Source organism: Actinoplanes hulinensis, assembly GCF_019429605.1.
Lineage (GTDB): Bacteria > Actinomycetota > Actinomycetes > Mycobacteriales > Micromonosporaceae > Actinoplanes > Actinoplanes campanulatus.
In genome coordinates, this window is record NZ_JAHXZI010000003.1 from 268291 (window position 1) to 290705 (window position 22415).

The window sequence follows — 22415 nt, forward strand, 5'->3', positions numbered from 1 at the left end:
TGTTCGCAACGTACGGCTCAGACGTCCGTGACGGCCTCCAGCCGGCCGTCACGGACCGCCGCGGTGAAGGCCGCGTGGTCGGCCTCGACCTGGTCGGCGTACGACTCGGCGTACGCCACCAGGGCCTTGTCGAACCGGTCGCGGGAACCCAGGTACGCCGCGATCGCGATCCGGTCCCCGCCGCACGCGTGCGCCCGGGCCAGGGTCCAGGAGCACAGACCCCCGTACGCCTTCAGTGTCCGGGTGTCCATCTCCTGGACCGTGGCGCCGCCCTTCCAGTCGCGCAGCTGGCGTACGTAGAAGTCGCGGGTCCGGCCGTCGAACCCCTCGACCCGGTGCCAGCCCAGGAAGATGTCGCTGGCCGCCTGCATGATCCGCTGACCGGCCACCACCCGGCGGCCCTCGTTGCCGAGGTCCGTCCCGCCGGGCCGCGGCACCAGCCCGCGCAGCACCGACGGCCCGGCCTCCTTGACCTGCAACAGCAGCGGGTCGTCCGGGTCCCGGCCGGTCAGCAGCACGATCCAGCAGCGGGTGCCGACGCTGCCGACACCGACCACCTTGCGGGCCATGTCGACGAACTGGAACGCGTCGAACAGCCGCCGCCGGTCGTCGGCGAGGCTGTCGCGGTACCCGGCCATCAGGTCGATGATCTGCGCCTCGAGCTGCTTGCGGGTCACGTCCGGCACCAGGTCCCCGACCGGTACCAGCAGCGGCGGGTCGGCGACGATCCGCCGGCGCCCGTCCACCTCGACGGTCAGTTTCCGGTACGCCTGGAGGCTGGTCCGGGTGCGTGCCTTCGCCCCGGCCCGGGCCAGCCGTTCCTGGCGGGTGCGGGTGAGCTGGTCGCCGAGCTGCTCGCGCAACTCGTCGAGGTCGGCCCGGGCGTACCAGAGGTCCAGCGTTCGCATGGCCGCGAAGCGGGTCATCGCCTCCCGGTAGGAGCGCACCGACGCCTCCACGATCGCGGCGCGGTCCCGGCGTTTGAACCCGTTCTCCCGGCCGGCCAGCGCGAGGCTGGTGGCCAGGCGTTTGACGTCCCATTCGAACGGGCCCGGATGCGTCTCGTCGAAGTCGTTGAGGTCGAAGACGAGACGCCGTTCCGGGGAGGCGTAGAGGCCGAAGTTGAAGATGTGCGCGTCCCCGCAGAGCTGGGTGTCCAGCTCGGTCGAGGGTGCGGCGGCCAGGTCCCGGGCCATCAGCTCCGCGGTGCCGCGGTAGAAGGCCAGCGGGGACGCCATCATCCGCCCGTGCCGGATCGGCAGCAGCTCCGCGAGCCGGTCGCCCTCCTGGCCGGTGAGCACGCCGACCGGGTCCGGCCGGCCGGCGGCCGGTTCGTATGCGGCGTGCGCGGCGGGCGGGACGCGCTTGCGCGCCTCCCGCCCGGTCTCCGCGCGCGACGCCGGGTCAGGGCGTCGCGCCACCGAACGCCTCCAGGAGGATGTCCCGCTCGCCCTCCGTCAGGTTGGTGGCGATCAGCTGCTTGTGCAGGCCGTGGAATCGTTCGCCGAGCCGGTCCAGGTTGCCCTGGTCGGTCACCAGGAACAGCGCCGAGGTGCCCTCGGTGATCTCGGCCCGGATGGTCTCCAGCTGCTGGCGGTCGATGCCGGTGCCCTCGGTGGCCTTGACCAGGGCGCCGATGCCCGCGCCGACCGCCGCGCCGGCGACCGGGACGAGGAAGAGGCCGCCGATCACGATTCCCCAGAAGGCGCCCCAGCCGGTGTACCGGTGGCCGCTCTCGTGCTCGTGGTGGGTCTCCGGGGCGGCCGCGCCCTGCGGCCAGCTGACCACCGCGTAGTCGATGATCTTGACGAGGCCCTCGTCGCGGGCGTGCCGGAGGATGCCGGCGGCCTGTTCCGCACGCTGCGGGTCGTCGAACTTCCATACCGTGAACGTGGTCATGGGGGTTCTCCTCCTCGGGGGTCAGGGACGGGGCCGTCCCGAACGGGTCCGTTTCTCGCCGGGGGGTCCGCCGGCGAGCAGGTCGTTGATCCAGCGGGTCGACGGGTCGATGTCCACCAGCAGGCCCTTGGCGAGCAGGGTCAGCGGGATGGCCAGCAGTGCGCCGAGCGCGCCCAGCACCCAGGCCCAGAAGATCAGCGACAGGAACGAGACGGTGGCGGAGAGGCCGACCGCGTCGCCCACGATCTTGGGCTGGATGATCGACTGGATGATGAAGTTGACCACGCAGTAGAGCGCGATCACGGCCAGCATCAGGTCGGGGCCGCCCTGGAGCAGGCCGAGCAGGGCCGGTGGCACCAACCCGATGATGAAACCGATGTTCGGGATGTAGTTGGTGATGAACGACAGCAGGCCCCACAGCAGCGGCAGCGGGATGCCGAGCCACCACAGCAGCGCCACGTCGAACACCGCCACGATCAGCCCGAACACCGTGCACACCAGCAGGTAGCGCCGGGTGCCCTGGGCGAACGAGCGCAGTGCCCCGACCACCTGCGGGCGTTCCGCGACGGTGCCCCGCAGCCGGGCCGGGAATTCCACCGCGTCGATGCACATGAACAGCAGCACGGCCAGCAGGAAGATCGAGTCGGACAGGATCGAGGCCAGACCGCCGAAGAGGGATCCGACCAGGTCCAGCACGGTGCCGGCGTCGGCGCCGGAGACCGCGGACCGCACCTGCTCGACCTCGATGCCGAACGAGCTGAGAGTCTGGACCAGGTCCTCGCGGATGCCCGCGAACTGGGCCTGGTACTGCGGAAGCAGGTCGATCAGCTGGGACACCGAGACCAGCAGCGCCCCGCCGAGTGCGAACAGTCCCACGTAGACGGTCAGCACGGTGACGGTCATGGCCACCCAGGACGGTGCGCGGTGGCGGCGCATCCACTCGGTGAGCGGGCTGACCGTCACCGCGAGCATGAGTGCCAGGAAGACCGGTCCGACGAGGTCCGACACGCCGCGCAGGCCGGCCACCACCACCACGAGACAGGCGGTGCCGAGCAGAACGATCACCCCGCGCGGTAGGCCCGCCTGGCCGCCTCGGCCGTTGTAGTGGTCACGCGCGGCGAGCCGCGGCAAGAGCCGCGGCTGCCGGGCGACCAGGCGGGTCATGGTCCGCTCCGGCCGGGACCGCCTCCTCGATCGGTCCCGGCCGGGCGAACGTCAGTACTTGATCTCACGACCGTGCGCGGTCAGGGCGTAGATCACCAGAACGTCGATGGCGATCACGATGCTGGACCACACCGGGTAGGCCGGGAGGAACGCCAGGTTGGCCAGCGCGCTGAGCACGGCGATGATGACGCCGACCACGCGAGCCCACATCTGGCCCGCGAGGAGGCCGAGCCCGGTGCCGACCGCGATCAGGCCGATCACGATGTGCGTCCAGCCGTAGGCGGTGAAGTTCACCGGCACGACAAGGCCGTTCGAGGTGGTCAGAAAGAAGTCTTCACGGAACAGGGCGACCACCCCTTCGATCGCCTGAAATGCGCCGAGCATCAGCAGCATGACGCCGGCGAAGACCACCATCCCCACCCAGCCGGTAGGCTGGCGCCGCCCGGCGGCCGCGTAGTTCTCCGCCTGTCGCGGCTCTGTGTTGGTCATGGTTATTCTCCCTCGTCAACGGGGTTGTCCGGTTGTGGTCCGATCATGTGGCGGGACCGGTGGCCGCCACGCCATCCGTGGCGGATGAAACCCCGGTCAGACGGCGGAGGCAGACGACCTCCACGCCGGACCGGTCCAGACGGGTGAGCAGCTTCTCCAGGTCGGCGTCCGAGAGCCTGCCGCGGATCGTGCTCTGTCGTGGGAGGGTGCGCCAGCGCAGGTCGCCCAGCGCCATGCGTAGCAGGGGGCCGAGGAAACCCCGGACCCGGATCTCGTATCGCTCCTGCATGGCCTGCCCCCTCCGCCGGTGACTGTCGGTAGCAGTCACCTTTCACGACGTGACCCCGGCTGACTTCATCCGCTCGGAATGAGGAATGCCGACGGGCTCCGTGGCTGACTGATCGGGACGCCGCAGTGCCCCGTTGCGGCGGCACGACAGTGACAGCACATGGGTACGGAAGGAGAGGACCATGGCGATTCTGATAGCCATCGGTTATTCCGACGAGACCACGGCGACGGCGGCGTCGCTGGAGGCGAATCGGCTGGCCAAGGATTTGATCATCCAGCCGGACGCGATCGCGACGATCATCCGCGACAAGGAGGGCAAGTTCCACGTCACCACGAACCACCACGCCGTGGCGGGCGGGACCACGTGGGGCATGTTCTGGGGTCTGCTCTTCGGGATGCTGTTCTTCATCCCGGTGCTCGGCATGGCGGTCGGCGCCGGCCTCGGCGCCCTCACCGGCAAGCTGACCAAGGGCGCCATCAACAAGGAGTTCCAGGAGCGCATCCGCGAGGAGCTGCAGCCGGGCACGTCGGCGCTGTTCCTGGTGGTCGAGGCGGTCACGCCGGACAAGGCGGTGGAGGCGCTCAGCAAGTTCGGTGGCACGGTGCTCAAGTCGTCGCTGTCGAAGGAGACCGAGGCCGAGCTCCAGGACGCCCTGCACGGTGGCGAGCAGCAGTAAGGTTTCCCGACCCGGACGCCGCCCGAGATCGGGTGGCGTCCGTCGTATATGAGGACGAGAGGACGGAGAGGACCCGAGATGGCGATCGGCGACTGGGCGCCGGGAGTGAGAGCCGCCGCCGGGTACAAACCGGCCTGGCTGCCGAAGGACCTGGTGGCCGGGATCGTGCTGACCACCCTGCTCGTGCCGCAGGGCATGGCGTACGCCGAGCTGGCCGGCCTGCCGCCGATCACCGGGTTGTACACCTCGATCCTGTGCCTGCTGGCGTACGCGGTCTTCGGGCCGTCGAAGATCCTGGTCCTCGGCCCGGACTCGTCTCTCGGCCCGATGATCGCCGCGGTGGTCCTGCCGCTGATCGTCGCGGACGGCGACCCGGCCAAGGCGGTGGCCCTGGCCTCGGTGCTCGCCCTGCTGGTCGGGGTGATGATGACGGTGGCAGCGGTCGCGAAACTCGGATTCGTGGCCGACCTGCTGTCGCATCCCACCCAGATCGGATACATCAACGGCCTGGCCCTGACCATCCTGATCGGGCAGCTGCCGAAGCTGTTCGGGTTCTCGGTCGACGCCGACGGGCTGATCGACGAGGCGGTGGGCTTCGTACGCGGTGTCGCCGCCGGGGAGACGCTGCCGGTGGCGCTGGTCATCGGCGCCGGCGGCCTGGCCGTCATGCTGCTGCTGCAACGCTTCCTGCCGAAGGTCCCCGGCATTCTGGTCGCGGTCCTCGGCGCCACCGTGGCGACGTCGGTGTTCGGGCTGGCCGACCACGGCGTCGACGTGGTCGGGCCGCTGCCGCGGGGCTTCCCGCCGCTGACCATCCCGCACATCGACTGGTCGGATCTGGGCATCCTGGCGGCCGGCGCGCTCGGCATCACCCTGGTGTCGGTCACCGACACCATCTCCACGGCGTCCGCCTTCGCCGCCCGTACCGGGCAGGAGGTGCGCGGCAACCAGGAGATGGCCGGCATCGGGGCGGCCAACCTGGCGGCCGGACTGTTCCAGGGCTTCCCGGTCAGCACCAGCGGCTCACGGACCGCGGTGGCCTTCCAGTCCGGCGCCCGTAGCCAGTTGACCGGCGTGGTCGGCGCGGCGGCCATCACGCTGCTGCTGGTCCTCGCGCCGGGGCTGCTGCGGAACCTGCCGCAGCCGATGCTGGCGGCCGTGGTGATCGCCGCCTCGCTGTCGCTGGCCGACCTGGGCGGGATGCGGCGGCTGTGGCGGCAGCGGCGGGTGGAGTTCAGCCTGGCGCTGGCCGCGTTCCTGGGCGTGGCGCTGCTGGGTGTGCTGCCCGGCATCGCGGTCGCGGTCGCGCTGTCGGTGCTCAACGTCTTCCGGCGGCTGTGGTGGCCGTACTCGACCGAGCTGGGCCGCCCGGACGGGGTGGCCGGCTACCACGACGTGCGCTCCTACCCGGACGGCGTGCGGTTCCCGGGGCTGGTGCTGTTCCGCTTCGACGCGCCGCTGATCTTCGCGAACGCCCGCGCGTTCCGCGAGGAGATCCGGCACCTGTCGCACGCCGAGCCGGCGCCGCAGTGGATCGTGGTGGCGGCCGAGCCGATCACCGACATCGACACCACCGCGGCCGACATGCTCGAGGACCTCGACGAGGAGCTCAACGCACGCGGGATCTCGCTGGTGTTCGCCGAGATGAAGGACCCGGTGCGGACCAAGATCGACCGGTACAAGCTGACCCGCACCATCGACCCGGAGCACTTCTACCCGACGATCGAGGACGCGGTGGCCGCTTTTCACTCCCGGCGGGGGAAGTGACCGAGGCCCCTCGGGGCCGAGCCTGGCGGTATGGCCATCAACGAGACGGGCGCCGAGCTGCGGCGCCTCCACGACGCCGACACCCACGCCGTGCCGTGGCGGAAGTGGGGACCGTACCTCAGCGAGCGGCAGTGGGGCACGGTCCGCGAGGACTACAGCCCGGGCGGTGACGCCTGGGGGTATCTCAGTCACGACGCCGCGCGGTCCCGGGCGTACCGGTGGGGCGAGGACGGCATCGCCGGGTTCTGCGACGACGGGCAGTCGCTCTGCCTGGCCGTCGCGCTGTGGAACGGCCGGGACCCGATCCTCAAGGAGCGGTTCTTCGGCCTGACCAACTCCGAGGGCAACCACGGCGAGGACGTCAAGGAGTACTGGTTCTACGTCGACGCCACCCCCACCCACTCCTACCAGCGGATGGTCTACAAATACCCGCAGGAGCCGTTCCCGTACGAGGATCTGATCGTCACCAACCGCGACCGCGGGCGGCGCGACTACGAGTACGAGCTGCTGGACACCGGGATCTTCGCGGAGGACCGGTACTTCGACGTCGTCGTGGAGTACGCCAAGGACGGCCCGGAGGACGTCCTCGGCCGGATCACCGTGCACAACCGGGGCCCGGAGCCCGCGCCGCTGCGCGTGCTGCCCACCCTGTGGTTCCGCAACACCTGGTCGTGGGACCGGCCGGAGCCGAAACCGGCGCTGCGGGCCGTCGACGGCGGCGTCGAGGCGGTCCACCACAAACTCGGCGCCCGCCGGTTCGAGGTGCTCGGCGACCACCCGCTGCTGTTCACCGAGAACGAGACCACCGGCACCGGCCGCTACGGCAAGGACGCCTTCCACCGGTACGTGGTGGACGGCGACACCGGCGCGGTGAACCCGGACGGCACCGGCACGAAGGTGGCCGCCGACGTGGACGCCGAGGTGCCGGCCGGCGGTTCGGTCACCGTCCGGTTCCGGCTGTCCGACCGGCCGTCCGCCGGCGACGTGACGGCCTTCGACGAACTGGTGGACCGGCGCCGGGCCGAGGCCGACGAGTTCTACGACGTGCTGCTCGACCCGCGGCTCGGCGAGGACGAGCGGCAGGTGGCCCGGCAGGCGCTGGCCGGCATGCTGTGGAGCAAGCAGTACTTCGGCTACGACGTGGAGCGCTGGCTCGCCGAGCACGGCCGCGACCCGCTGGACGCCAGGGGGACCCGCAACGGCGACTGGTTCCACATGATCTGCCACGACGTCATCTCGATGCCGGACAAGTGGGAGTACCCCTGGTTCGCGGCGTGGGACCTGGCGTTCCAGTCGATCGCGCTGGCGGTGGTCGACCGGTCCTTCGCCAAGGACCAGCTCGATCTGCTGCTCAGCCGCCGCTACCTGCATCCCAACGGCCAGATCCCGGCGTACGAGTGGAACTTCAGCGACGTGAACCCGCCGGTGCACGCCTGGGCAACCTACCTGGTCTACGAGCTGGACAAGGCCCGCAACGGCCGGGGCGACCACGACTGGCTGGAGGCGATCTTCCACAAGCTCGCGCGGAACTTCACCTGGTGGGTGAACCAGAAGGACCACGACGGCAACAACGTCTTCCAGGGCGGCTTCCTCGGGCTGGACAACATCGGCGTGTTCGACCGCAGCGCCCCGCTGCCCACCGGCGGCTACCTGGACCAGGCCGACGGCACCGCGTGGATGGCCCTCTACTGCCAGAGCATGCTGTCGATCGCGCTGGAGCTGTCCCAGCGGGACCCGGTCTACCTGGAGCAGGCGCAGCAGTACTTCGAGCATTTCGCCTGGATCGCGGTGGCGGTCAACCGCGAGCACGGCAGCGCGGCCATGTGGGACGAGGAGGACGGCTTCTTCTACGACCTGCTTCGGCTGCCCGACGGCGGCGCCCAGCGGCTGCGGGTGCGCTCGCTGGTCGGCCTGCTCCCGCTGGCCGCCGCGACCGTGTACTCCAGCGGCACCACCGCCCGCTACCCGCAGCTCATCGAGGGCATCCAGGACTTCCTGGACCGGCACCCCAGTGTCACCTCGGTGCTGAGCCGGGGCCGGATGCAGGGCCGGCACGGCGAGCACCTGCTGGCGCTCTTCGACGAGCAGCGGCTGCGGCGGATCCTGACCCGGCTGCTCGACGAGGAGGAGTTCCTCAGCCCGTACGGGATCCGGTCGCTGTCGAAGCACCACGCCGAGCACCCGTTCGAGTTCCGGGTCGGTGACCAGACGTTCGGGGTGTCGTACCAGCCGGCGGAGTCGGACAGCGGCATGTTCGGCGGCAACTCCAACTGGCGCGGGCCGATCTGGTTCCCGGCCAACATCCTGATGGTCCGGGCGCTGATGAATCTGTACGTCGGCTACGGCGACGAGTTCACCGTCGAGTGCCCGACCGGCTCCGGGGTGAAGATGACGCTGTTCGAGGTGGCGCGGGAGATCTCCGGTCGGTTGACCAGGATTTTCCTGCCCGGCCCGGACGGCCGCCGGCCCTGCTACGGTGGCCAGGAGGTCTTCACCACGGAGCACTGGAAGACCCTGATCACCTTCGCTGAGTACTTCCACGGCGACAACGGGGCCGGCCTGGGAGCCACCCATCAGACCGGCTGGACCGGTCTGGTGGCCGTGTTCCCGAACGTCTTCGCCGGCCTGTCCGGCCCGGACCTGCTCCTCGAGGGCATGGCCGGGGTGCTGCGGCGGGCCCAGGTGGAGGAGGAGGACCGTTGAGCAGGTGGCCGGACACTCCGGTGATCTACGAGATCGGCACCTGGCCGTGGCTGACCGGGTTGAGCCGGCGCTACGGCCGCCCGGTCACGCTCGCCGACGTGCCCGGCGAGGTGTGGGACGAGATCGCGGTGCCCGGGGTCGACGCGGTGTGGCTGATGGGCGTCTGGGAGCGCAGTCCCGCCGGTCTGGCCCTGGCTCAGCACAACGAGGATCTGCAACGGTCGTTCCGGGAGGCGCTGCCCGACCTGGCGCCGGAGGACGTGGTCGGCTCGCCGTACTGCGTGCGCCGCTACCGCACCGACGGGCGGCTGGGCGGGCCGGCCGGGCTCGCGGCGGCCCGGGCGGCTCTGCGTGGGCGGGGAGTCCGGCTGATCCTCGACTACGTGCCCAACCACGTGGCGCCCGACCACCCGGCGGTCTCGCTGAATCCGGAGTGGTTCGTCCGGGGCTCGGACGAGGACCTGGCCGCCGACCCGCGGGGCTGGTTCAGCGCGGGCGAGCAGGTGCTGGCGCACGGCCGGGACCCGTTCTTCCCGCCGTGGCCGGACGTGGCCCAGCTCAACGCGTTCGACCCGGGGCTGCGGGACGCCACGGCGATGGTGCTGGGCGACATCGGCGACCAGTGCGACGGGATCCGCTGCGACATGGCGATGTTGTTCACCAACGAGGTGTTCGCCCGTACCTGGGGGAGGTGGGTGGGGCCGGCGCCGGAGGAGGAGTTCTGGCCGGAGGTCTTCGCCCGGGTCCGCGCCCGGCATCCGGGCCTCGTGCTGATCGCCGAGGCGTACTGGGACATGGAGTGGACCCTGCAACAGCAGGGTTTCGACTTCTGTTACGACAAGCGGCTCTACGACCGGCTGGCACACGAGGACGCCGGGTCGCTGCGCAAGCATCTGGCGGCGGGCCGCGACTTCCAGGACGGCCTGGTGCGGTTCCTGGAGAACCACGACGAGCCGCGGGCCGCCGCGACGCTGCCGGGCGGGCGGGGCCGGGCCGCGGCCGTGGCGATCGCCACCCTGCCGGGCGCCACGCTCTGGCACGACGGCCAGTTCGACGGGCGGCGCACCCGGCTGCCGGTCTTCCTGGCCCGGTTCCCGGACGAGCCGGACGACCCGGAGTCGCGCGACTTCCACCGGCGGCTGCTGTCGGCCGCCGACACGGTCCGCGGGGGCGACTGGCACACCGTGGAGGCGCGGGGCTGGCCGGACAACCCGTCCCACCACGACCTGCTGGCCTGGTCGTGGCGCGACGGGGAGCGGCGGCACCTCGTCGTGATCAACTTCGGGGGCCGGCCGGCCCAGGGGCGGGTGGAGGCGCCGTGGCCGGACCTCGCCGGACGGTCCTGGGAGCTGGCCGATCTCCTGGACGGCCGGGTGTTCACGAGGGACGGTGACGAACTGGCCGAATCCGGGCTGTATGTGGATCTTCTTCCGTGGGATTTTCATCTGCTTACGTTCCGTTAATGACGTCGACACTGAGGGTCACGGGATTATCCGATCCGAACGATGTGCTGAGCGGGTGAGCGAGAAAGTCTGAACGAGAGATCAAACGGGGTGGCTCTTGGAGGTAGCACGTGTCGATAGAACTGATCGTGGATCCACCCAGGACATATGGATCGGACCAGGCCAGCGCGTTGCTCGCCTCCAAGTTCGTGGTCCCGGCCGCGCCACCGTTCATGGTGTCCCGGCCGGGGCTCCTCGACCGGGTCACCGAGGGGGTCGCGGGCCCGGTCACCCTGGTGACCGGCGTGGCCGGCAGCGGAAAGACCCAGCTGCTGGCCGCCTGGGCGCGCGCCCAGGCCGGTGATCGGCCGGTCGCCTGGATCACTCTCGAAGAGGGTGACGAGCAGGCGTCGACCTTCTGGACGTACGTCGCCGAGGGGCTGCGCCGGAGCGGGGTGCAGGTGCCCTCGATCGCCGACGGCGCCGTCACCCGCGCCGTCCTGGGCCGCCTGGCCGCGGCCGTCGCGGACCACCCCACCGACATCGTCCTGATCCTGGACGGCGCCTCCCAGCTGCCCGGGCCGGAGTGGGCGTCCGGGCTGGAGTTCCTGCTGAGCCATGTGGACAATCTGCGGGTCGTCCTCACCGGACGCTGGGACCCGCCGCTACCGCTCTACCGGTACCGCCTCGCCGGTGAGCTGCACGAGCTGCGTACCGCCGATCTCGCCTTCACCTCGGCCGAGGCCACCACCCTGCTCCGGCTGCACGGCGTCGACCTGGGCGCGGACGACACGGCGGTGCTGCTCGAGCACACCGAGGGCTGGGCCGCCGGGATCCGGCTCTGCGCCTGCGCCATGCAGGGCAGCGCCGACCCGGGCCGGCTCGTGCAGACCATCTCGGGGGACGAGTCCACGATCGCCGAGTACTTCATCGGCGAGGTGCTGCGGATCCAGCCTCCGCAGGTGCGGCGTTTCCTGCTGGAGACCAGTGTGCTGGACGCCTTCACCCCGGACCTGGCCGGCGCGGTCACCGAGCGGCCCGACGCCGCCCGGCTGCTGGCCACGCTCACCCGGGAGAACGCCTTCATCCAGCCGGTCGGGGCGGGCGCCGAGGTGTACCGCTACCACCGCCTCTTCGCCGAGCTGCTGCGCGCCCAGCTGGCCTGGACCGAGCCGGAGGAGGTGGCGGTGCTGCACCGGCGGGCCGCCGCCTGGCTGGTCGCGCACGGGCAGCTGGCCGAGGCGGTCGGGCACGCCGCCCAGGCCGGGGACTGGGCCGGCGCGGCCACCATGGTGATCGAGGACTTCGCCCTCGGCGCGCTGGTCATCGAGGGCGGTGGCGGCCGGCTGGGCGCGCTGTTCGCGGGCATGCCCGCACACCTCGAAGAACCCGAGACGCTGATGATCCGGGCCGCCATGGCGCACGGCGACGGCGACCACGCGCGGGCCGCCGAGCAGTTCACCCACGCGAGCAAGCTGCTCAGCGTGCGGGGCGCCGACGGCGGCGCCGGCCTGACCGCCTCCTGCTTCCTGATGCGGCTGCTGCTGCTCGCCGACGGGGCCGACCCGGAGCAGGTCGCCCATCTGGCGCCGGTCGCCCGCACCTTCCTGTCGGTGGCGCCCGCCGACCGGCTGGCCCGGCACCCCGAGTTGCGGATGCTGCTGCTCGCCGCCGAGGGCCTGGCCCGCAGCGGCAGCGGCGACGTCGACGAGGCGGCCACGGTGCTGGCCGAGGCGGCCGCCGTGACCGCGGCCGGCGCCGAGCCGGTGCGGATCTCCTCCCTGGAGAACCTGGCGCTGATCGAGGCACACCGCGGCCGGCTGGCCCGGGCCGAGGCGAGCGCCCGCCAGGCGATCGAGCTGGCCACCCGGCGTGGGCTCGGCAAGGACCGCTGGCCGGCCGCCGCCGAGGTGGCGCTGGCCTGGGTGGCGCTGGAGCGCTACGACATCGAGACCGCCGACCGCCGGCTGCGGGCCGCGCAGCACCTCTGCGCCAACGGCACGACCGGGCCCGGCCCGGCCGCGTACGCTCTGGTCCGGGCCCGCCGGCTACAGACCCGTGGGGAGCTGCGGCAGGCGTCCAACGTGCTGGCCGCGGCCCGCGAGGGTGTCTCCGGGACGCCGCGCTGGCTGAGCCGGGAGATCGCCGTGAACCTGTCCCGCCTGCTGATCGCGGGCGGCCGGGTGAACGAGGCGAGTGGCCTGCTCGACGGCTGGACCGACTCGCCCGCCGCGGACGTGGCGGTGGCCCGGGCCGCGCTGCTGCTGGCCCAGGGGCAGGCGGGGGCGGCGCACGAGGTGGCCCGGACGGTCGCCGACGCGGCCGGGGTCCCCGCGCCGGTCGCGCTGGACGCGTGGCTGCTGCTGGCCATGCTGGCGGACGGCCAGGACGACACCGTGGGAGCGCGCGAGGCGTTGCGGCGGGCGCTGCGGGTGGCCGGGCCGGAATCGTACCGGCGGCCGGTGCACCAGGTGTGGAGCGAACTGCGGCGGCTGCTGCGCGACGACGACCGGCTGATCGTGCAGTACCGGGCGCTGAGTCCGGGCGCGGCCACCGCCGACGGCCCGGTCACCGACCCGGTCGTGGTGGAGCAGCTCAGCAAGCGGGAGCTGGACGTGCTGCGCGGCATGGCCGAGATGCTGCCGACCGAGGAGATCGCCGCCTCGATGTACGTCTCGGTCAACACGGTGAAGACCCACGTTCGCAGCATCCTGCGGAAACTCTCCGCGTCCCGGCGTAACGAAGCGGTACGCCGGGCGCGCGCCCTGCGGTTGATCTGAACGGGTCTACTCGTGCCGGGCGCGGCGGACCTCGCCGCCGTGCGCGCAGAGGGCATAGATGACCAGCACCTGCATGCAGATCAGGATGCCGGACCAGAACGGCGCGGCGGCCAGGAAGAGGAAGTGGACCATCGCGCCGAAGGCGGTGAAGGCCACGCCGACGACGCGCGCCCACGTCTGCCCGAGCAGGACGCCGACCCCGGCCGCCCCACTGACCAGACCGAAGAACAGATGCGTCCAGCCCCACATCACCGGGTTCGGCTCGATCAGCATGCCCTCCGCGTTCACCAGGTACGCCTCGCCGTGCAGCAGCGCCGTGAAGCCCTCCATGACCTGGAAGACACCCAGCGCGAGCAGCATGACCCCGGCGAACACCACCAGCCCGATCCAGGTGTCGGCTTCCGGCGCGGGCGATTCCCTGGTCGGCGCCTCCCTGCGTACCGGATCGCCGCGGTGATCAAGTGTCATCGTCGAGTCCCTCCTGTGAATCCGGATGGTGTTCCGGAAGCTCAGAGTGCTTGCCGGTGGCGGTCTCGCGCCTCGCACGCGGCGGATGAGATCCGCAGCGCACGTGCAACTTGCACGCTGCGGAAACGGCTTTCTTCCGCTCCTGGCGCGAATACGCATGGTTGCCCGATGTGTACGCCGTGTGTTTCGGTAGGCCCCGGACAGCTGGGACCCACCTGATTCGTTCCCGGCCGCTGAGCGCGTGTGGGGGCCCGCGCTCGATCGGCGGGAATCCGATGGCCGGGTCAGTTCGGGGACGACCGCTTCGCGAGCGGTCCGGTTCACCGTGCGTTCCGAGCGACTGGGGGCGATATGCGAGATCAGGCCACTACCCGTTCGACCGTTCCGATAGCGGTAAACCACAACCTTCCGCCCCGCCTGCCCACCGGCCTGGTCTGGCGGGGACGTCTCGTCGAGGCCCTGGACGTGGGGGTCCGCCGGGCCGTCACCCTGATCTGCGCCGGGCCCGGCTGGGGCAAGACCGTGCTCACCGCCACCTGGGCGACCGCCCGTTCTCTCTCCGGGCCGGTCGCGTGGCTCACCCTCGACGAGCGGCACGACGACCCGTACGCCTTCTGGGCCGATCTCAACCGGTCGCTGGCCACCGCCGGGGTGACCGTCACCGGCGACGGCGACGGCGACGGCGACGGCGACGGCGACGGCACCGGGGCCGACCCGCGCCGGGCCTTCGCCGAGGCGGTGACCGCGGCCGAGGTGCCGGTCGTCGTGGTGCTCGACGACCTGCACGAGGTCGCCGACCCCCGGGTGCTCACCAGCCTGGCCGGACTACTCGGCGCCACCCCCAAGCGGTTGCGCTTCGTGTTGCTCAGCCGTCGCGAGCCGGACCTGAGCCTGCACCGGCTGCGGATGAGCGGCGACCTCACCGAGATCCGCGCCGCCGAGCTCGGCTTCGGTCTGGAGGAGGCCACCGAGCTGCTCGCCCTGCTCGGCCGGGCGCTGCCGCCGGAGCGGCTCGCGGAGCTGGTGCGCCGCGCCGAGGGCTGGGGCGCCGGCCTGCGGCTGGCCGCCGGCACCGCGAACGGCGGCGAGGACGCGGTGGGGGAGTACCTGAGCCGGGAGGTGCTGGACGCACAGCCCGCCGAGGTCCGGACCTTCCTGCTGCGGACCAGCGTGCCGGACCGGATCTGCGGCGAGCTGGCGGATGCCCTGACCGGGGGCGCCGGCGGCCATCGCATGCTGGAGAAGCTGGTCCGGGAGAAGCTGTTCCTGGAACCGGCCGGCGGCCGGTGGTTCCGGTACCACCCGATGGTCCGCGCCGCGCTGCGCCACCGGCTCGGCGAGCTGTGGCCGGACGCGCCCGCCCGGCTGCATCGCGCCGTGGCCCGCTGGCACGCCGGCCAGGGTGACGCGCTGACCTCGCTCACCCACGCGGCGGCCGCCGAGGACTGGAATCTGCTGGCCGCCCTGGTCGTCGAGCGCGGCGTGCCGCTCTACACCTCGGCGGACCGTCCCCAGTTCCTGGAACTGCTCGGCCGCATCCCGCCGGCCCTGCTGCCGACCAGCCCGGAGATGGCGGTCTGCGCGGTCGTCCTGTCGTTCGCCCGGGGCGAGCTGGCGGCCGTGGCCCGCCGGATGGCGCACGCCCGCGCGCTGATCGCCCAGCGGCCGGCGTCGCCGCTGCGGGCGGAGACCGAGACGGCGCTCGCCGTGCTGGAGACCGGCGCCGTCATCCGATGGCACGGCGACATGCCGCGCCTGGCCAGCGCCTCCACCGCCCTGCTCGCTCAGCTGTCCCGGCTGACCTGGGAGCAGGCGCCGTCGCTGTCGCAGTACCGGGCCGCGGCGCTGAACAACAAGGGCGCCGCCTGGCTGTGGACCGGCCGTCTCGACCACGCCGACCGGTACCTGTGGGCGGCGGCCACCGCGGCCCGGACCGCCGGCACGCCGTACATCGAGGTCAACGCGTTCGCCATGCTGGCCTGCCTGGCGTTCCTGCAGGGTTCACCGGGCGAGGCCGAGGAGCACGCCGAGACGGCGATCGCGCTGGCCCGCCGTATCGACGCGGAGCACCGGTCCACGGTCGCGCCGGCCTACCTGGCCCGGGCGCTGATCGAGGCGGAGCGGGGCCGGGAGCCGGAGGCCGAGGAGGCGCTGCGGCAGGGACTGCACGCCCTCGGTGAGGTCCCGGAGGCCGCCATTTCGGTGCTGGCCGGACTGGTCCGGGTCCGCCTCACGCTGGACCGGGGCGAGGCGGCCGGCGCCCGTACCCTGCTCGCGCAGATCCGCGCCGAGGCCGGGCCGCCGATGGTGGCGCCCTTCGCGGACCGGCTGATCGCCCTGGCCGGGGCGGAGATCCGGCTCGCGCTCGGCGACGCCGCCGGCGTCCTGATCCGGTACGCCGGACAGTCCGACCTGATCGCCGCCGAACAGGTCTGCCTGGCCCGCGCCTACCTCGCCACCGGCAACCTGACCGCCGCCGAACCGCTGCTCGCCCGGGTCCGGGGCGGGGCCGACCGGATCGCCGCGGTCGGCGCCTGGCTGCTGTCCGCCCTCGCCGCCGACACCCAGGGCCGCAGCGCCGTGTCCAGCGAGGCGCTGGCCCGCGCGCTGGCCGCCGCCGAACCGGAGCGGATCCGGCGGCCGTTCCGCCGCTACGACGCGCACCGGGTGCTGGTGCTGGCCGAGCGCCAGCAGTGGCTGACCGAGCTGCGCGGCTCGGCCGGCGACGGCGTCCTCGGCGAGATCACCGGTGAGATCCCGATGCTCGGCGCGGGACAGGCGGCCGGGCCGCTCAGCGAGCGTGAGCTCGACGTCCTGCAATACCTGCCGACCGTGCTCACGGCCGGGGAGATCGCCGTCAACCTGAGCATCTCGGTCAACACGGTGAAGGCGCACATGCGGTCCATCTACCGCAAGCTGGGCGCCGGTCGTCGCCGTGAGGCGGTGGTGCTGGCCCGGCAGGCCGGACTGCTCTGAGAACCCTCATCCGTGTCGGGTGATGCCGTGGCGGCGGCCGTCTCCCACGCTCACCCCATGACCGACGTGGAACAAACCTGGCCCGACCCCATCGTCGAGGTACGCCGGCAGCCGTTCCCCTGGTGGACGCTGCTGATCACCGGCCTGCTCGCGATCGCGCTCGGCCTCACCGTACTCATCTGGCCGGACATCTCCCTGCGGATCATGGTCGCGCTCACCGGCATCTGGCTCTTCTTCGGTGGGCTGGCCCAGATCATCGGCGCCTTCCTGCCGACCGGCGCCGGTGTGGCCCGGAGTGTGCTGTCCGGGATCGTCGGCGTCATCGTGCTGATCGGCGGTCTAGTCTGCCTGCGGAACCTGGTGACCGGCCTGGCCGTCCTCGCGGTCATCTTCGCGACCACCTGGATCCTCAGCGGCCTGGCCCTGCTGATCGGCGCGGCCACCGCGCACGGTCCGATGCGGGCCGCCCTGATCATCGTCGGGGCGCTGTCCATGATCATCGGAATCGTCTTCGTGCTCACGCCGTCGCTGTCGCTCGGCACCCTGGTCCTGCTGACCGGCGCCGGCAGCCTGCTGACCGGTCTGGCCGAGGTCGGACTGGCCCTTTACCTGCGTAAGTCGTCCTGACCAGCGGCCGGCCCGGCCGGTCGCTCGGGTGAAGCGCTCCGCCCCGAGGTCGGCGAGGATTCCGCCGGCCACCGCGGACAGCAGCAGGCAGAACGACAGCACGTACAGCCAGCCGATGTAGGTGAACGCCAGGCCGATCGTGCCGTACCGCTGGGAACTGGACTCCAGCGCGCGGGGCAGGTAGAGGTGCCCGGCGGGCCGGACGGCGAGCATGATCGCGCCGAAGACGACGCCGGTCAGCAGCAGCCGGAGCCGGCCCACCGCCGGGCCGAGCAGGATGCGCGGCAGCAGCGCGGCCAGCGCGACGTCGGCGAGCAGCGTCAGGATCGTGCCCGCGATCACCGGGGTCAGCGCCCGCCCGGCCAGGCCACTGAGGAGGCGTACCACGACCAGGAAGGCGGCCAGAATCAGCACGCTGCCGATCTGCCAGGCGGTGGCCCGCGCGCCGACCCGGCGGCCGGGCACCGCCCAGGTCGCCCGGTACGCGCGAACCAGCGCCCGGGCCAGCCCGGTCGCCGACAGGATCACGATGAGGCTGCCGAACACCCCGAACGCGTTGCTGCGGCTGCCGGCGAGCGCCTCGTCGATCAGGCGGGTGCTGGATGCCGGCAGCCGTACCAGGGATTCGAGGTGATCCCGGGCCTGGCCGCCGAACAACGCGCCTAACATGATCAGCAATGGGAAGATCGACGTGAAGGCCTGCGCGGCCAGCGTCATCGACCGGTCGAAGATCTGCACCCGGACCAGCTCGCCGGCGGTGCGCAGCAGCACGACAGCGGTCTGATGGCCGAGCAGCAGTGCCGCACGGGGCCGCAGCCGGTCCGGCACGGCGGCGAGAATCCGTCCGGGAGTGAAGGCGCGGTCGGGCTCTGTCACCCGCTCATGGTCGGGGCGCGGGCGGCCGGTCAGCCTCATCCGGTACGGATGGGGCCGCCCCCATGAGCCACGCCGACACTGACACCCATGGTGCGCGTGTTGGTGACCATACTGCTCGGCACGGCGGTGGTCGGTGTCGTGATCGGGGTCCTGCCCGGGATCTCGGCCGACAACGGCCTCGCCGTCCTGACCGCCGCGATCCTGGTCGGTCTGCTCGGCGCCGCCCTGCGCCCGGCGCTGGTCCGTGTGCTGTCCGCGATCGGGTGGCCGGGCGTGGTGCTCGGCTGGCTCGTGGCCCAGTCGCTGCTGGTCTACCTGGCCCTGTGGCTCACCCCGGGCGTGCACGTGGACGGGTTCTGGCCCGCCTTCTGGGCCTCCTGGCTCGGCGCGGTCCTGATGAGCATCGGGCTCTGGGTGATCACCGCGGGCCAGCCGGGGGTGGCCACCCAGCACCTGCTGCGGGTGAACCGGCACTTCCGGCGCAGTGTGCCGCCGACCGAGACCCCGGGCGTCCTGTTCATCCAGATCGACGGGCTGTCCGCCCCGCTGGCCCGGTGGGCGATCCACGCCGGGAACCTGCCCACGCTGGGCCGGTGGCTGAGCACCGGCAGCCACACGCTGACCGAATGGCACGCCCAGCTTCCGGCGACCACGCCGGCCAGCCAGGCGGGGCTGCTGCACGGCGCGAGCGATCAGGTTCCGGCCTTCCGCTGGTACGAGAAGACCACCGGCCGCCTCGTGGTGACCAACCAGCCGGCCGACAGCGCCATGGTCGAGTCCCGCTGCTCGGACGGTCGCGGGCTGCTGGCCGAGGGCGGGGTCAGCGTCAGCAACGTCTTCTCCGGCGACGCCCCGACCTCGCTGCTCACCATGAGCACGGTCCCGGCCAAGCAGAACGGCCCGGCCCGTTACCTGAGCGCGTACCTGCTCGACCCGTTCGGTCTGACCCGGTCGCTGGTGCTGACCGTCGGTGAGATCGTCAAGGAGCTGCACCAGGCCCGGCGGCAACGGGTGCGCCAGGTGATCCCGCGGATGCGCCGGGACTGGCGGTACGTGCTGCTGCGCGGCGCCACCAACGTGCTGCTGCGGCACCTGAATCTGGCCGTCCTCGCCGAGCAGATGATGCGCGGCGCCCCGGTGGTGTTCTGCGACTTCGTCGACTACGACGAGATCGCCCACCACGCCGGCCCGGCCCGGCCGGAGTCACTGGCCGCGCTGGAGGGCATCGACGGGGTGCTCGCCACCCTGGAGGAGGTGGCGGCGGCCGCGCCCCGGCCGTACCACCTGGTGGTGCTCTCCGATCACGGGCAGAGCCAGGGCGCCACCTTCGAGCAGCGTTACGGCGTCCGCCTGGAGGAGCTGATCAGACGGCTGACCGCGGTGGGCGGGGTGGCAGTCCCGGAGGAGAACGAGCAGAAGGGCCGGGCCAAGGTGCTGCGGGCCGGGCTGAGCCGCGACACCCCACGGTACGACGAGGTTCCCGGGCGGCCGGCCGGTGAGGAGATCGTGGTCGCGGCGGGCGGCAACCTGGCGCTGGTCTACTTCGCCCGGGTGCCCGGCCGGGTTCCGCTCGAGGAGATCGAGGAACGCTATCCCGCGCTGCTGGCCGGGCTCACCGGTCATCCCGGGATCGGCTGGGTGATGGTCCGTTCCCGCGCCGACGGGCCGATCGTGCTGGGCCGGGCCGGCCGGCGACGGCTCGCCGACGACCACGTCGAGGGGCTGGACCCGCTGCTCGGGTTCGGCCCGCGGGCCGCCGACGACCTGCGCCGCCACGACGGCCTCGCGAACACCGGCGACCTGCTGATCAACAGTCTGTTCGACCCGGTGTCGCAGGAGGTCGCCGCGTTCGAGGAGCTGATCGGCTGTCACGGCGGGATGGGCGGGGCGCAGAGCCGGCCGATGCTCATCCACCCGCGGACCCTGACCGTCCCGGCCGAACTGGCCGGCGCCGACGCCGTGCACCGGGTGCTGGTCGGCTGGCTGGAGCAGGTCGGCTGCCGGAAGTCGGCGGACCTCATCCGCGAGGGGTGAGCCCGGCACCCGGGCGGTACGGCCAGGATGGCCGCCACCGACCCTGGAGGACTTGTCATGTGCCGTTGGCTGGCCTACTCCGGTACGCCCATCCGACTCGAAGACCTGCTCTACCGGCCCCGCTACTCGCTGATCGACCAGAGTCAGCATTCGCGCGAGGGGGTGGAGACCACCAACGGCGACGGTGTGGGCGTCGGCTGGTACCCGGTGGACGCCGTCGGCGAGCCGGCGCTGTTCCGGGCGGTCGGCCCGGCGTGGAGCGACGTCAACCTGCGGGAACTCGCTCACGCCACCAGCTCGCCGCTGTTCCTGGCGCACATCCGGGCCAGCACCGGCACCCCGGTGCAGCAGAGCAACTGCCACCCGTTCCGGTTCCAGAACTGGCTGTGGGTGCACAACGGGTCGATCCGGGAGTTCGCCCGGCTCAAACGGGACCTGGTGCTCGCCGTCGACCCCGAGCTGTACCCGTGGATGGCCGGCTCCACCGACTCCGAGGTGATGTTCCACCTGGCCATCACGTACGGGCTGCGGGACCGCCCGGTCGCCGCCGTGGAGCGGATGGCCGGGCTGATCGAGTCGGTGGCCCACCGGCACGGGGTGCCGGACCCGCTCCAGATGACCGTCGGCACCACCGACGGCGACCGGATCTGGACCTTCCGGTACTCCAGCGAGGGCCGCAGTCGCTCGCTCTACTACAGCACCGACATGACCGCGCTGCGGGCGCTGCACCCGGAGGTCGCGACCCTGCGCGGGCTGTCCGAGGAGACCCGGCTGATCGTCTCCGAGCCGCTCGGCGAGATGGAGGGCGCCTGGCAGCCGGTGCCCGAGTCCAGCTACGGCATCATCCAGAAGGGGCAGGACGAACTGGGACGTTTCGAGCCCGCCGGACCGTGACCCGCGAGGCGTACATTCGATGTTCATCCGGCCGGAGTGATGCCCCGACCAGCCGGTTTGCCAGAGGCTTCCGGCACGGCTGTCCGAACCGTAGATCCCGGGGGTAGCACATGTCCTTCCACGTCGGCTCCGAGATCGGCCGATTACGGCAGGTGATCCTCCACCGCCCCGGTGTCGAGCTCGGCCGGCTGCGCCCCGGCGACACCGACCTGCTGCGCGGGGACATCCGGTGGGCCCGGCGGGCACGGGAGGAGCACGACGCCTTCGCCGCGACGCTGCGCGGCCACGGTGTCCGGGTGCACTATCTCGGCAGCCTGCTCACCGACGTGCTGGCCATCCCCCGGGCGCGCTCCTGGATCCTCGACCGGGTCATCACCGGCGACACCGCCGGGCCGACGCTGGCCGGCCCCCTGCGGCGGCTGGCCGAGCAGGCCGACAGCGACCGCCTGGCCGACTACCTGATCGGCGGGGTGCTCAAGAGCGAGCTGGCCGGGTTCACCGTGAACAGCCTCCGCTGGGAGCTGATGAACGCCGACGACTTCGTGCTCGACCCGCTGCCCGGCCACCTGTTCCAGCGGGACAACTCGGCCTGGATCCACGACGGGGTCAGCATCAACCCGATGGCCTCGCCGGCCCGGCTGCGCGAGACGGTGCACTGCGCCGCCGTCTACCGCTTCCACCCGATGTTCGCCCTCGCCGACATCACCGTCTGGTACGGCGGCGACGACCGCCCGCACCAGCCGGCCACCGTGGAGGGCGGCGACATCCACGTGCTCGGCCGCGGCACCGTGATGGCCGGGGTGGGCGAGCGGTCCACCGCGATGGGCGTGGAGAACCTGGCCCGCGGACTGTTCGCCGGCGGCACGGCGACCCGGGTGATCGCCGTCGAGCTGCCGCGCTCGTCTGGCGTCGAGCACCTCGACACGCTCATGACGATGGTCAACCGCGACACCTTCGTGATGTACCCCTACCTGGACGGGCCGCTGCGGTCGTGGACGGTGGAGCCCGGTGAGGGACCGGACGGGCTGCGGGTGGACCGCAACGCCGACCTGTTCACCACCCTCGCCGAGACCCTCGGCATCGACAAGCCGTACGTGCTGGAGACCGGCGGGGAGCTGCGGGCCGCGCAGCGGGAGCAGTGGGACGACGGCAGCGACTTCCTGGTCCTGGAGCCCGGGGTGATCGTCGGCTACGAGCGCAACGTCACCACCAACACCTACCTGCGCCGCCAGGGGATCGAAGTGATCACCGTGGCCGGCGGCGAACTCGGCCGGGGCCGGTCCGGGCCCCGCTGCCTGGCCTGCCCGATCGAACGGGACGCCGTCCGATGA

General features: G+C 72.1%; 16 protein-coding genes and 1 pseudogene. 10 read left to right on the top strand and 7 right to left on the bottom strand.

What is annotated here, in order from left to right; genetic code table 11:
- Window positions 1–17: 17 nt before the first annotated feature.
- From KZ829_RS07550 to KZ829_RS07570, 5 genes are read right to left on the bottom strand one after another with little or no spacing between them, the layout of a single operon-like run.
- Entirely contained in the window at window positions 18–1421 is a 1404-nt protein-coding gene (locus tag KZ829_RS07550) for a DUF2252 domain-containing protein (RefSeq protein WP_220143119.1), read from the bottom strand.
- Window positions 1405–1899, bottom strand: a complete 495-nt coding sequence (locus KZ829_RS07555; protein WP_188125794.1) for a DUF1269 domain-containing protein — start codon at window positions 1897–1899, stop codon at window positions 1405–1407. Before KZ829_RS07555 ends, KZ829_RS07550 begins: the two co-directional genes overlap by 17 nt.
- Window positions 1900–1920: 21 nt before the next feature.
- Window positions 1921–3063, bottom strand: a complete 1143-nt coding sequence (locus KZ829_RS07560; RefSeq protein ID WP_220143120.1) for an AI-2E family transporter — start codon at window positions 3061–3063, stop codon at window positions 1921–1923.
- 51 nt (window positions 3064–3114) lie between these two features.
- Window positions 3115–3552 carry a DUF7144 family membrane protein gene (locus KZ829_RS07565; RefSeq protein ID WP_220143121.1) on the bottom strand — a complete coding sequence of 146 codons (438 nt, stop codon included), beginning with the start codon at window positions 3550–3552 and terminating at the stop codon, window positions 3115–3117.
- 43 nt (window positions 3553–3595) lie between these two features.
- Entirely contained in the window at window positions 3596–3841 is a 246-nt protein-coding gene (locus tag KZ829_RS07570; RefSeq protein ID WP_229794761.1) for a DUF8691 family protein, read from the bottom strand.
- Between the two features lie 181 nt (window positions 3842–4022).
- Here KZ829_RS07570 and KZ829_RS07575 point away from each other — a divergent pair, with 181 nt between their 5' ends.
- The 5 genes from KZ829_RS07575 (at window position 4023) to KZ829_RS07595 (ending at window position 13209) form a co-directional block, all read left to right on the top strand.
- Window positions 4023–4517, top strand: a complete 495-nt coding sequence (locus tag KZ829_RS07575; protein ID WP_204294575.1) for a DUF1269 domain-containing protein — start codon at window positions 4023–4025, stop codon at window positions 4515–4517.
- Window positions 4518–4595: 78 nt separating this feature from the next.
- Window positions 4596–6284 carry a SulP family inorganic anion transporter gene (locus tag KZ829_RS07580; RefSeq protein WP_246635228.1) on the top strand — a complete coding sequence of 563 codons (1689 nt, stop codon included), beginning with the start codon at window positions 4596–4598 and terminating at the stop codon, window positions 6282–6284.
- Between the two features lie 30 nt (window positions 6285–6314).
- On the top strand, window positions 6315–8987 hold the full coding sequence (locus KZ829_RS07585; protein WP_220143123.1) for an MGH1-like glycoside hydrolase domain-containing protein: 2673 nt from the start codon (window positions 6315–6317) through the stop codon (window positions 8985–8987).
- Window positions 8984–10450, top strand: a complete 1467-nt coding sequence (locus KZ829_RS07590) for an alpha-amylase family protein (RefSeq protein WP_220143124.1) — start codon at window positions 8984–8986, stop codon at window positions 10448–10450. The genes KZ829_RS07585 and KZ829_RS07590 overlap by 4 nt, the downstream gene beginning before the upstream one ends.
- Window positions 10451–10560: 110 nt before the next feature.
- Window positions 10561–13209 (top strand): winged helix-turn-helix domain-containing protein, encoded by a 2649-nt coding sequence (locus KZ829_RS07595; RefSeq protein WP_308285375.1) that lies wholly within the window; start codon window positions 10561–10563, stop codon window positions 13207–13209.
- 6 nt (window positions 13210–13215) lie between these two features.
- On the opposite strand, the gene KZ829_RS07600 is transcribed toward KZ829_RS07595, so the two are convergent.
- A complete protein-coding gene (locus KZ829_RS07600; RefSeq protein WP_220143125.1) occupies window positions 13216–13677 on the bottom strand; it encodes a DUF7144 family membrane protein in 462 nt (153 codons plus the stop codon).
- 351 nt (window positions 13678–14028) lie between these two features.
- Between KZ829_RS07600 and KZ829_RS07605 the strand changes: the two genes are divergently transcribed.
- Both KZ829_RS07605 and KZ829_RS07610 read left to right on the top strand, forming a co-directional pair.
- Window positions 14029–16653, top strand: a complete 2625-nt coding sequence (locus KZ829_RS07605) for a winged helix-turn-helix domain-containing protein (RefSeq protein ID WP_246635229.1) — start codon at window positions 14029–14031, stop codon at window positions 16651–16653.
- A gap of 57 nt (window positions 16654–16710) precedes the next feature.
- Window positions 16711–17280, top strand: coding sequence for an HdeD family acid-resistance protein (locus KZ829_RS07610; RefSeq protein WP_220143126.1), 570 nt, complete (start codon window positions 16711–16713; stop codon window positions 17278–17280).
- Between the two features lie 81 nt (window positions 17281–17361).
- Here the strand turns inward: KZ829_RS07610 and KZ829_RS07615 are convergent.
- A pseudogene (locus tag KZ829_RS07615) lies at window positions 17362–18195 on the bottom strand (YhjD/YihY/BrkB family envelope integrity protein); the annotation flags it as partial.
- A gap of 48 nt (window positions 18196–18243) precedes the next feature.
- Between KZ829_RS07615 and KZ829_RS07620 the strand changes: the two are divergent.
- The 3 genes from KZ829_RS07620 (at window position 18244) to KZ829_RS07630 (ending at window position 22415) form a co-directional block, all read left to right on the top strand.
- Window positions 18244–20190 (top strand): phage holin family protein, encoded by a 1947-nt coding sequence (locus KZ829_RS07620; protein WP_220143127.1) that lies wholly within the window; start codon window positions 18244–18246, stop codon window positions 20188–20190.
- Between the two features lie 57 nt (window positions 20191–20247).
- Complete coding sequence (locus tag KZ829_RS07625) at window positions 20248–21084, top strand: class II glutamine amidotransferase (RefSeq protein WP_220143128.1); 837 nt, start codon at window positions 20248–20250, stop codon at window positions 21082–21084.
- Window positions 21085–21194: 110 nt separating this feature from the next.
- Window positions 21195–22415 (top strand): arginine deiminase, encoded by a 1221-nt coding sequence (locus tag KZ829_RS07630; RefSeq protein WP_220143129.1) that lies wholly within the window; start codon window positions 21195–21197, stop codon window positions 22413–22415.

Bases quoted from the DNA above. Each gene is read 5' to 3' on its own strand.
- KZ829_RS07555 (WP_188125794.1), bottom strand. From the start codon at position 1,899: ATGACCACGTTCACGGTATGGAAGTTCGACGACCCGCAGCGTGCGGAA.
- KZ829_RS07560 (WP_220143120.1), bottom strand. From the start codon at position 3,063: ATGACCCGCCTGGTCGCCCGGCAGCCGCGGCTCTTGCCGCGGCTCGCC.
- KZ829_RS07565 (WP_220143121.1), bottom strand. From the start codon at position 3,552: ATGACCAACACAGAGCCGCGACAGGCGGAGAACTACGCGGCCGCCGGG.
- KZ829_RS07570 (WP_229794761.1), bottom strand. From the start codon at position 3,841: ATGCAGGAGCGATACGAGATCCGGGTCCGGGGTTTCCTCGGCCCCCTG.
- KZ829_RS07575 (WP_204294575.1), top strand. From the start codon at position 4,023: ATGGCGATTCTGATAGCCATCGGTTATTCCGACGAGACCACGGCGACG.
- KZ829_RS07580 (WP_246635228.1), top strand. From the start codon at position 4,596: ATGGCGATCGGCGACTGGGCGCCGGGAGTGAGAGCCGCCGCCGGGTAC.
- KZ829_RS07585 (WP_220143123.1), top strand. From the start codon at position 6,315: ATGGCCATCAACGAGACGGGCGCCGAGCTGCGGCGCCTCCACGACGCC.
- KZ829_RS07600 (WP_220143125.1), bottom strand. From the start codon at position 13,677: ATGACACTTGATCACCGCGGCGATCCGGTACGCAGGGAGGCGCCGACC.
- KZ829_RS07605 (WP_246635229.1), top strand. From the start codon at position 14,029: ATGCGAGATCAGGCCACTACCCGTTCGACCGTTCCGATAGCGGTAAAC.
- KZ829_RS07610 (WP_220143126.1), top strand. From the start codon at position 16,711: ATGACCGACGTGGAACAAACCTGGCCCGACCCCATCGTCGAGGTACGC.
- KZ829_RS07620 (WP_220143127.1), top strand. From the start codon at position 18,244: ATGGTGCGCGTGTTGGTGACCATACTGCTCGGCACGGCGGTGGTCGGT.
- KZ829_RS07625 (WP_220143128.1), top strand. From the start codon at position 20,248: ATGTGCCGTTGGCTGGCCTACTCCGGTACGCCCATCCGACTCGAAGAC.
- KZ829_RS07630 (WP_220143129.1), top strand. From the start codon at position 21,195: ATGTCCTTCCACGTCGGCTCCGAGATCGGCCGATTACGGCAGGTGATC.